The organism is Streptomyces sp. H27-H5 (genome assembly GCF_026627505.1).
Taxonomy (GTDB): domain Bacteria; phylum Actinomycetota; class Actinomycetes; order Streptomycetales; family Streptomycetaceae; genus Streptomyces.
In genome coordinates this window covers 85,757-96,623 of record NZ_JAPNLK010000024.1, presented here as the reverse complement: position 1 = coordinate 96,623, position 10,867 = coordinate 85,757, and the positions used below count along the sequence as shown (strand labels likewise).

6 protein-coding genes are annotated in these 10,867 nt (G+C 71.9%); 2 read left to right on the top strand and 4 right to left on the bottom strand.

What is annotated here, in order from left to right:
• Window positions 1–151: 151 nt before the first annotated feature.
• Window positions 152–1,879, top strand: coding sequence for a carbohydrate-binding module family 20 domain-containing protein (locus tag OTB19_RS14925; protein WP_267798632.1), 1,728 nt, complete (start codon window positions 152–154; stop codon window positions 1,877–1,879).
• Window positions 1,880–1,978: 99 nt separating this feature from the next.
• The gene (gene pulA, locus OTB19_RS14920; protein ID WP_420716841.1) at window positions 1,979–7,333 is read left to right on the top strand and encodes a pullulanase-type alpha-1,6-glucosidase; all 5,355 of its coding nucleotides are present in this window, start codon (window positions 1,979–1,981) and stop codon (window positions 7,331–7,333) included.
• 104 nt (window positions 7,334–7,437) lie between these two features.
• Here pulA and OTB19_RS14915 read toward each other — a convergent pair whose 3' ends face one another.
• The 4 genes from OTB19_RS14915 to OTB19_RS14900 form a co-directional block, all read right to left on the bottom strand.
• The gene (locus tag OTB19_RS14915; protein WP_267798631.1) at window positions 7,438–7,962 is read right to left on the bottom strand and encodes a GNAT family N-acetyltransferase; all 525 of its coding nucleotides are present in this window, start codon (window positions 7,960–7,962) and stop codon (window positions 7,438–7,440) included.
• 52 nt (window positions 7,963–8,014) lie between these two features.
• Window positions 8,015–8,725, bottom strand: a complete 711-nt coding sequence (locus tag OTB19_RS14910; protein WP_053676124.1) for a TetR/AcrR family transcriptional regulator — start codon at window positions 8,723–8,725, stop codon at window positions 8,015–8,017.
• A 102-nt stretch (window positions 8,726–8,827) separates the two neighbouring features.
• The gene (locus OTB19_RS14905) at window positions 8,828–9,877 is read right to left on the bottom strand and encodes a PDR/VanB family oxidoreductase (RefSeq protein WP_267798630.1); all 1,050 of its coding nucleotides are present in this window, start codon (window positions 9,875–9,877) and stop codon (window positions 8,828–8,830) included.
• On the bottom strand, window positions 9,874–10,770 hold the full coding sequence (locus OTB19_RS14900) for a metal-dependent hydrolase (RefSeq protein ID WP_267798629.1): 897 nt from the start codon (window positions 10,768–10,770) through the stop codon (window positions 9,874–9,876). Before OTB19_RS14900 ends, OTB19_RS14905 begins: the two co-directional genes overlap by 4 nt.
• Window positions 10,771–10,867 lie beyond the last annotated feature (97 nt).

Genomic DNA, 10,867 nt, shown 5'->3' with positions numbered 1-10,867 from the left:
GCCCCCACCCCCGCCCCGCGGCGGCGTTCCGGCACAGACCGGGACACGTCGACGAAACAAATCTGCAATCCCTTGCGCAAGGTCTTGCAGGGGTTCGGCCTGGCACCTACCGTCGCTGCAATCCCCACCTCTTCCGCCAGGAGGCCCCCGCATGCCTGCCAGAGCCGTCAGCGCTGCAAGAACCACCAGAGCCACAACCCTGCTCGCCGCCACCGCGCTTGTCGCCGCGTCCTTCACCGTTCAGGCCCCCCGGGCGGTCGCCGCCACTCCCGGCGCCAAGGACGTCACCGCCGTGCTGTTCGAGTGGCGCTTCGACTCCGTCGCGCGGGCCTGCACCGACAGCCTGGGACCCGCCGGGTACGGGTACGTCCAGGTGTCGCCTCCGCAGGAGCACATCCAGGGCGACCAGTGGTGGACCTCGTACCAGCCCGTCAGCTACAAGATCGCCGGGCGGCTCGGTGACCGGACGGCCTTCAAAGCGATGGTCGACACCTGTCACGCCGCCGGCGTGAAGGTGGTCGCCGACTCCGTCATCAACCACATGGCCGCCGCCGACGGCACCGGGACGGGCGGCTCTTCGTACACGAAGTACGGCTACCCCGGCCTCTACTCCGGCGCCGACATGGACGACTGTCGGGCGACGATCTCGAACTACCAGGACCCGGGCAACGTCCAGAACTGCGAGCTGGTGCAGCTCGCCGACCTCGACACCGGCGAGGACTACGTGCGCGGCCGGATCGCCGGCTACCTCAACGACCTGCTCTCCCTCGGCGTCGACGGCTTCCGGATCGACGCGGCCAAGCACATGCCGGCCGCCGACCTCGCCAACATCAAGTCCCGGCTGAGCAACCCCTCCGTCTACTGGAAGCAGGAGGCGATCTTCGGTGCGGGCGAGGCCGTGTCGCCGTCCGAGTACCTGGGCAACGGGGACGTGCAGGAGTTCCGCTACGCCCGCGATCTGAAGCGGGTCTTCCAGAGCGAGAACCTCGCCCACCTGAAGAACCTCGGCGAGGCGTGGGGGTACATGCCCTCCGGGCAGTCCGCCGTTTTCGTCGACAACCACGACACCGAGCGCGGCGGTGACACCCTCAGCTACAAGGACGGCTCCGCCTACACCCTCGCCAACGTCTTCATGCTGGCCTGGCCGTACGGATCGCCGGACGTGCACTCCGGCTACGAGTGGAGCCAGAAGGACGCCGGCCCGCCCAACGGCGGTGCAGTGAAAGCCTGTTACGCCGACGGCTGGAAGTGTCAGCACGCCTGGCGGGAGATCTCCTCCATGGTGGCCTTCCGCAACGCCGCGCGCGGCCAGTCCGTCACCGACTGGTGGGACAACGGCGGTGACCAGATCGCGTTCGGGCGCGGCGCCAAGGCGTACGTGGCGCTCAACCACGAGGGCTCGGCGCTGACCCGGACCTTCCAGACGTCCCTCCCGGCGGGCGGGTACTGCGACGTCCAGAGCGGGCGCACGGTCACGGTCGACTCCGCCGGCCGGTTCACGGCCACCCTCGGCGCCGGCAGCGCGGTGGCCCTGCACGTGAACGCCCGCACCTGCGCCGGCGGCACCACCCCGCCGCCCGCGGCGGAGGCCGGGGCCTCGTTCGGGGTGAACGCCTCCACGGTCCTCGGCCAGAACATCCACGTGACGGGTGACCGGGCCGAGCTCGGGAACTGGAACACCTCCGTCGCCCCGAAGCTGGACCCGGCGGCCTACCCGGTGTGGAAGCTCGACGTCACGCTCCCGCCCGGCACGTCCTTCTCGTACAAGTACGTGCGCAAGGACGCCTCCGGGAACGTCACCTGGGAGAGCGGCGCCAACCGCTCCGCCACCGTTCCCGCGAGCGGTCGGGTCACGTTGACCGACACCTGGCGCAACTGACCCCGCCCCCCGAACCAGGGTCGCCCGGCACCTCACTCCCCGCCACCGCCGGGCGGCCCTCGTCCCACGCAGACACGTGACGACCGAGGAGTCCTTGCCTTGATACGCCCCGCCGCGGGAGTGATCGCCGCCACCCTGGCCGTGACGCTCCTGCCCGCCCTCCCGGCGTCGGCCGCCTCCCGGCCGCCGGCCCCGCCCTCGGACGTCGCGCTGGCCGCCGAGCCGGCCCGCCACGACCTGACCCGGGAGCAGTTCTACTTCGTGCTCCCGGACCGGTTCGCGAACGGCGATCCGCGCAACGACCGGGGCGGGTTGACCGGCTCCCGGCTGGAGACCGGTCTGGACCCGACGGACAAGGGCTTTTACCAGGGCGGTGACCTCAAGGGGCTGGCGGACCGGCTCGACTACATCAAGGGGCTCGGCACGACGGCCATCTGGATGGCGCCGATCTTCAAGAACCAGCCGGTGCAGGGCGCGGGCGCCGACGTCTCGGCCGGCTACCACGGCTATTGGATCACCGACTTCACGCAGGTGGACCCGCACTTCGGCACCAACGCCGACCTGGAGCGGCTGATCGACAAGGCGCACGGGAAGGGGATGAAGGTCTTCTTCGACGTCATCACCAACCACACCGCGGACGTCGTCGACTACCGCGAGGCCTCGCGCGGCTACCTCTCCAAGGGCGCCTTCCCGTACCTGACCAGGGACGGGGTGCCCTTCGACGACTCCGAGTACGCCGACGGGAAGCGGAAGTTCCCGGCGACGGACGCCGATTCCTTCCCGCGGACCCCCGTCGTGCCCGCGGCGAAGAAGAAGGTCAAGGTCCCGGCCTGGCTCAACGATCCGTCGATGTACCACAACCGGGGCGACTCCACCTTCGCCGGCGAGTCCTCCGAGCAGGGTGACTTCTCCGGCCTCGACGACCTGTGGACCGAGCGTCCCGAGGTGGTCGACGGGATGGAGAAGATCTACGAGAAGTGGGTCCGGGACTTCGAGATCGACGGCTTCCGGATCGACACGGTCAAGCACGTCAACACCGGGTTCTGGACGCAGTGGGCCACGGCTCTGGACGCGTACGCGGCCAAGCGGGGCCGCGAGGACTTCTTCATGTTCGGCGAGGTGTACTCCGCCGACACCGCCGTCACCTCCCCGTACGTGACCCGGGGCCGGCTCGACGCCACCCTCGACTTCCCGCTCCAGGACGCGATCCGCGCGTACGCCTCCCAGGGCGCGGGGGCCTCGCGGTTGGGCTCGGTGCTGGCCGACGACCACCGGTACACCACCGACAAGGCGAATGCCTACGAGCAGGTCACCTTCCTCGGCAACCACGACATGGGCCGCTTCGGGGCCTTCCTGAAGCAGGACCGGCCGCAGGCGGGGGAGCGGGAGCTGCTGGACCGCTACCGGCTGGCCAACGAGTTGATGTTCCTCTCCCGGGGCAATCCGGTGATCTACTCCGGTGACGAGCAGGGCTTCACGGGCGCCGGCGGTGACAAGGACGCCCGGCAGCCCCTGTTCGCCTCGCGGACCGCCGACTACCTGGACGACGACCAGCTCGGCACGGAGCGTACCCACGCGAGCGACGCCTACGATCCGGAGCACCCGCTCTACCAGCAGATCAGTGCTCTCGCGAAGCTGACCCGGGACCACCCGGCCCTGCGGGACGGCGTCCAGAGCGCGCGCCTGGACACCGACTCCGTCCACGCGGTCGCCCGGACCGACGCCCGTACCCGTACCGAGTACCTGGTGGCCTCGAACAACGCGACCGGTCCCCGCACCGTGGAGCTCGACGCGCCGGCCGGCGCCGGTTACCGCACCCTGTACGGCGGCACCTCCCCCTACGCCGGCACCGTCCGGGCGTCCGCCGCCGGCAAGCTCACGATCACCGTCCCCGCGCTGGGCTCGGTGGTCCTGCGGGCCACCGCCCCCCTCGCCCCGCCCGCGACCAGGCCCTCCCTGACCCTGAAGGCCCCGGCCGCCGGCGCCACCGGCACCGTCGAGCTGTCCGCCGAGGCCACCGGGGGCTCCCTGAACCGGGTCGTCTTCGCCGCCCAGGCCGGCGCCGGGAAGTGGCAGGTCCTCGGCTCGGCCGACCACGCCCCGTACCGGGTCACCCAGCACGTCACGGCCGCGCCCGGCACCCCGCTGCGCTACAAGGCGGTCGTCGTCGACTCCGCCGGTCGCACCGCGAGCGCCCTCGCCGAGTCCGTCGCCGGCCAGGCCCCGCCCGTGGAGGTCCCCGGCGCGACGCAGCGCGAGTACGCGGTGGTGCACTACAACCGGCCCGACGGCGACTACGCGAACTGGCGGCTGTACGCCTGGGGCGACATCGCCGAGGGCGAGGCCACGCCCTGGCCCGAGGGCCACGCGTTCACCGGCCGTGACGCGTACGGGGCCTTCGCGTACGTCCGGCTGAAGCCCGGGGCCTCCTCGGTGAACTACCTGGTCATCGACAAGGACGGGAACAAGGACGTCGCCGCGGACCGCACCGTCGACGTGACGAGGACCGGCGAGATCTGGCTCGAACAGGGCAAGGAGGCGGCCCGCACCGAACGCCCCGCGCAACCGCCGCAGGACACCACCAAGGCCGTCCTGCACTACCAGCGCCCCGACGGCGCGTACGACGGCTGGGGCCTGCACGTCTGGGCCGGCGCCGCGAACCCCACCGACTGGTCGAAGCCCCTACAGCCCACCCGCACCGACTCCTACGGCGCGGTGTACGAGGTCCCGCTCGCCGAAGGCGCCCAGAGCCTGAGCTACATCCTCCACAAGGGCGACGAGAAGGACCTGCCCACCGACCAGTCGCTGGACCTGAAGGCCACGGGCCACGAGGTGTGGATGCTCGGCGGCAAGGAACGCTACCTCCTCCCGCAGCCCGCCGGTACGGCCGCAGCCCTTGACCTCAGCAAGGCCGAGGCCGTCTGGATCGACCGCGACACCGTCGCCTGGAAGGCCCCCGAGGCCGCCGCCTCCCTCCAGCTCCTCGCCTCCCGCGAGGGCCGCATCACCGTCGACGACGGACGGCTGAAGGAGGAGGGCGCCGCCTGGCTGCGCCTGAACCGCTCCGAACTCACCGCCGCCCAGAAGAAGAAGTTCCCGCACCTGGCCTCGTACGCCGCCTTCACCGTCGACGCCCGCGACCGCGACCGGGTCCGCGAGGCCCTGCGCGGCCAGCTCGTCGCGAGCGCCCGCGCCGCGAACGGCGCCGTCCTCGCGGCCACCGGCGTGCAACTCGCCGGCGTCCTCGACGACCTGTACGCCAACACGACCCCGCTCGGCCCCGTCTTCAAGGACGGCCGCCCCACCCTCTCCGTCTGGGCCCCCACCGCCCGGAAGGTCTCCCTCGAACTCGACGGCCGTACCGTCGCCATGCGGCGCGACGACGCCACCGGCGTCTGGTCCGTGCGCGGCGAGCGGAGCTGGACCGGCAAGCCGTACCGCTACGACGTCACCGTCTGGGCCCCGAGCACCCGCCGGATGGTCCGCAACCTGGTCACCGACCCGTACTCCACCGCCCTGACCGCCGACTCCGCCCGCAGCCTGGCCGTGGACCTCACCGACCCGAAGCTCGCCCCGGCCGGCTGGCGGAACCTCGAGAAGCCCGCGCCCGTCCCCTTCACCTCCGCGCAGATCCAGGAACTCCACGTCCGGGACTTCTCCGTCGCGGACCGCACCACCACCCACCCCGGCCAGTACCTGGCCTTCACCGACACCGGCTCGGCCGGCATGCGGCACCTGCGCGACCTCGCCGCCGCCGGCACCTCCTACGTCCACCTGCTGCCGGCCTTCGACATCGGCACCATCCCGGAGAAGCCCGCCGACCGCACCGAACCCGCCTGCGACCTGAAGGCGTACGCCCCCGACAGCGAACAGCAGCAGGCCTGCGTCGGCGCCACCGCCGCGAAGGACGCCTACAACTGGGGCTACGACCCGCTGCACTACACCGTGCCGGAGGGCTCCTACGCGAGCGACCCGAACGGCACCGCCCGCACGGTCGAGTTCCGCAGGATGGTCCAGTCACTGAACGGCGCCGGACTGCGCACGGTCATGGACGTGGTCTACAACCACACCGTGGCCGCCGGACAGTCGGACCGGTCGGTCCTCGACCGGATCGTGCCCGGCTACTACCAGCGGCTGCTGCCCGACGGGGCCGTGGCCACCTCCACCTGCTGCGCCAACACCGCCCCCGAGAACGCCATGATGGGCCGGCTCGTCGTCGACTCGATCGTCACCTGGGCCAGGGAGTACAAGGTCGACGGCTTCCGCTTCGACCTCATGGGGCACCACCCGAAGGACAACATCCTGGCCGTGCGCAAGGCCCTCGACGGGCTGACCCTCGCCAAGGACGGGGTCGACGGCAAGCGGATCGTCCTCTACGGCGAGGGATGGAACTTCGGCGAGGTCGCCGACGACGCCCGGTTCGTGCAGGCCACGCAGAAGAACATGGCCGGCACCGGCATCGCCACCTTCTCCGACCGCTCGCGCGACGCGGTCCGCGGCGGCGGCCCCTTCGACGAGGACCCCGGGGTCCAGGGCTTCGCCTCCGGACTGTTCACCGCACCCAACTCCTCGCCCGCGAACGGCACCCCCGAGCAGCAGCGGGCCCGGCTGCTGCACGCCCAGGACCTGATCAAGGTCGGGCTGACCGGCAACCTCGCCTCGTACGCCTTCACCGACACCACCGGCCGCCGGATCAAGGGCTCCGAGCTGGACTACAACGGCGCCCCGGCCGGCTACGCGGCCGCCCCCGGCGACGCCCTGGCCTACGCCGACGCCCACGACAACGAGTCCCTGTACGACGCCCTGACCTTCAAGCTCCCGAAGGGCACCCCGGAGGCGGACAAGGCCCGCATGCAGGTCCTCGCCATGGCCACCGCGACCCTCTCGCAGGGCCCCGCGCTCTCCCAGGCGGGCACGGACCTGCTGCGTTCGAAGTCGCTGGACCGCAACTCCTTCGACAGCGGCGACTGGTTCAACGCCATCCACTGGGACTGCCGTGACGGCAACGGCTTCGGCCGGGGCCTCCCGCCGGCCGCCGACAACCAGCCCAAGTGGCCCTACGCGAAGCCCCTCCTGACCGGCCCGGGCGCCGGCTGCCCCGAGATCACCGGGACCTCCGCCGCCCACCGCGACCTGCTCAGGATCCGTACGACGGAACCGGCCTTCGCCCTCACCACGGCCGACGCCGTCCAGAGCGCCGTCGGCTTCCCGCTCTCCGGGACCGGGGAGACCCCCGGAGTGATCACCATGACCGCCGGCGACCTGGTGGTGGTCTTCAACGCCACCCCGGGCGTCCAGTCCCAGCGGGTGGCCGACCTCGCGGGCCGCGGCTACGCGCTGCACCCGATCCAGGCCGCGGGTTCCGACGCGACCGTGAAGGGATCCGCGTACGACACGAGGACGGGGCGGTTCACCGTCCCGGCCCGCACGGTCGCGGTCTTCAAGCGCGGCTGACCCGACCTTCCCCCACCCCTGCGACACGGCGGTGCCGGACCCGGTCCGGCACCGCCGCCGCACGTGGTGCGGGCGACGGGGCCGGGCGCCGTGCGCGGGGTGCGTCAGACGTCGAGGCGCCGCTCCATGAGGATCACCCCGTACACCCGGCCGTCCTTGCCCTGCTTCGAGGGGCATTCGCCGACGACCCGGTAGCCCGCGCCCTGGTAGTACGCGAGCAGCCGCGGATTGGTGGACACGCAGTCCAGCCGGGCCCGTTCGCGACCGGTCCGGGCGATCCGGTACTCGGCGTGTTCGAGTATCCGCATGCCCGCGCCGGCGGGCGCCGCCCCCCGCTCGATCATCAGGCGGTGGACGTAGCCGGCCACCGGAGGCTGGACGCCCCACGCCTCCTCGTCGGACCACCACAACTCGTAGGCGCCCACGACCCGTCCGTCTGCGTCCTCGGCGATCCACACCTCGCCCTCGCGGGTCTTCGCCCGGAAGTGCTCGGCGTCCTTGTCACCCGGTTTCCACTGGTCGATGTTGTTGGCCCGCATCCACCGGGCGGCCTGGTCGTACAGCTTCACCAGCGTGCCGGCGTCCTTCTCCACGGCCTGCCGGAACAACATCCCGTCGTCAATGATCACTCGGGCATTATTCCGCCACGGGGCCGCCACGTCATGATCAGCGTGGGCATGATCAACGTGAACGCGGAACCGTGGTCGGCACGATCGCCGCCAGCCGCCCGACCAGCACTCCGAACGGCCCGTCGGCCGGCTCGTCGGCCAGGATGCGCACCAGGATCCCCGCCATTTCCTCGTCGTACGCGGCGCTCACGGCGGCCAGCGCCGCGAAGTCGTGCACCAACTGGAGCTCCAACTCGTTGCGGGGGATCTTCCGCCCGTCGAGCCAGATCAACGCCGTGGACTCGGCGAGCGACACCCACGTGCGGACCACGAGCTCCATCCGCGCGGGCGGCTTCTCGATCCGCAGGTGCGTGATGATCTGCTCGTACGCGGCCTGCCGGACCTCGTCGATCATCGCGTTGGCCCGGCTGCTCCCGGCCGCCGGCCCGCCCCGCATCAGGGCCGAGAACCCGGGCCCGTGATCGTCGACGAACGCGAAGAACCGGCCCATGACCCGCAACAACCGCGCCCCGAGCGGACCCTCCTGCGGCTCGACGAACCGTTGCGCCAGCTCATCGGCGGCCCGCCGCAACGCGGCCTCGTACAGGCTGAGCTTGCCCGGAAAGTAGTGGTAGACGAGCGGCCTCGATATCCCGGCCGCCGCCGCGATCTCGTCGATCGACACATCGTCGGGCGACCGGTGGCTGAACAGCTCCAGGGCAACCCCGATCAGCTGCTGCCGCCGCTCCTCGACACCCATCCTGCGCCGCACCCCGGTTGTCATGCGGACACCATACTTCGCCCGCCACACCCCCTGACCAGAGCGCCTTCCCCCACGCCCGCCCGGAAGGACGGTGAAGGGGAAGGCGCGGTACCGCGACGGCGGCTACAGGTCCAGGACCAGGCGGTCCGAGGCCGCGCGGGAGACGCACAGGAGCATCGAGTCCTCCCGTTCGCCGTCCGTGAGGAGTTCGTCGCGGTGGTCGATCTCACCTGCCAGCACGCGGTGTTGGCAGGTTCCGCAGAAGCCCTGCTCGCAGGAGTACGGGGTGTTCGGCAGTTCCCGTCGGACCGCCGCCAGGGTGGTCTCGTCCGCGGCGACCTCCACGGTGCGGCCCGAGCGGCTCAACTCCACCGTGAACGGGTGCGTGGCGCCGCCCGCGGTCGCGGTGGGGGCGAAGCGCTCCAGGTGGACCGGTACGGCGGCCGGGGCCGCGGCCCGTACCGCCTCCATCAGCGGTTCCGGCCCGCAGCAGTAGACCAGCGTGCCCGGGGCGGCGGCGGTGACCGGGCCCAGGTCGGGCAGGCCGCTCTCGTCCTGCGCGAGGACCGTGACCCGGTCCCCGTACGCGGCGAGTTCTGCGAGGAACGGCATCGTGGCCCGGCTGCGGCCCCCGTACAGCAGCGTCCAGCCGGCGCCCGCCGCCTCGGCCGCGCGCAGCATCGGCAGGATCGGGGTGATGCCGATCCCGCCGGCCACGAAGACGTACGAGGGCGCCGGCGCGAGCGGGAAGCGGTTGCGGGGCGGGCGGAGTTCCAGCTCCGCGCCCTCCACGAGCTGCGCGTGCGCCTCGCGGGAGCCGCCCCGGCCGTCCTCGACGAGCCGGATCGCGATCGTGTAGCGGCCCCGGTCGGCCGGATCCCCGCACAGGGAGTACTGCCGCACCAGACCCGAGGGCAGCATCACGTCCACGTGCGCCCCCGGGGTCCAGGCGGGGAGCTCCGGCGATTCCAGGGTCAGTCGCAGGACCCCGTCCGCCGGTTCGGCGCGGGCGACGATCAGGGCGCGCAGGGCCCGGCGCGGGGAGTACCCCGATATGGGGGTCTCCAGGGCGGGCAGCGGCCACAGCGGCGAGCGGCCGATGCGCCTGCGCAGGGCGCGCCGGGTCAGGACGGCGGCGCCCGCGACGGCGGTGAGGGTCAGGGCGCGCCTCACGGCCGCACCCCGCCGTTGGCGCCCGGCGAGGACGCCAGGTAGGCCTCCGCCTGGGCGGTGGACCCTTCCTGCGAGGGGTGGTACGTACGGGAGAGGTACGTGGGGATCGACTTCAGCATGGCTCCCGACGAGGGGAGCACCCCCTGCTGTCCGGCCCGGAAGAACTGACCCAACGAGGCTTTGGCGGCGGGCAGTTCGGGGTCGTTCTCCATGAAGAAGCGCGCCCCGCGCTGCCACAGGAAGGCGAGCGCCGCGAAGGCGGTGGCCCAGGTCCGGGCCCGGCGCCGGTAGCCACCGTCGACGTGCATGAACAGGTCGAAGGCCACCGAGCGGTGCTCCACCTCCTCCGCGCCGTGCCAGCGCAGCAGGTCCAGCATCATCGGGTCGGCGCCCCGCCGGTCCAACTCCTCGGCGTTGAGGACCCAGTCGCCCAGGAACGCCGTGTAGTGCTCGATGGCCGCGATCATCGCGACCCGCTCCATGAGCCACCAGTCGCGGGCCCTGCCCGGCGGCAGCGTGCGGTCGCCCAGCAGCTTCTCGAAGAGCCAGTCGACCTGGGCCGTGTACGGCGTCGGGTCCAGGCCCAGTCGCTTGAGGTGGGGGAGCACGTCGTCGTGAGCGGCGGCGTGCATGGCCTCCTGCCCGATGAAGCCGACGACGTCCGCGCGCAGCCGCTCGTCCGTGATGAGGGGGAGCACCTGCTTGTAGACGTGGACGAACCAGCGTTCGCCGGCGGGGAGCAGCAGGTGCAGCACGTTGATGGTGTGCCCGGCGAAGGGATCGCCGGGCAGCCAGTGGAGCGGAGTCGCGTCCCAGGAGAAGGAGACGTTCCGCGCCTGGAGGTCCATGTGTTCCGACGCCACGGGGGCGGGCGCGAGCGGCGTATTAGACATGGCGTCAATGTACTGAGGGGTAGCGAGATGGAAAACCCCTCTGCGCCGACTTCCTGCCGGCCTCCACGACCGACCCATGCCCGCGACGCTCGCCGGC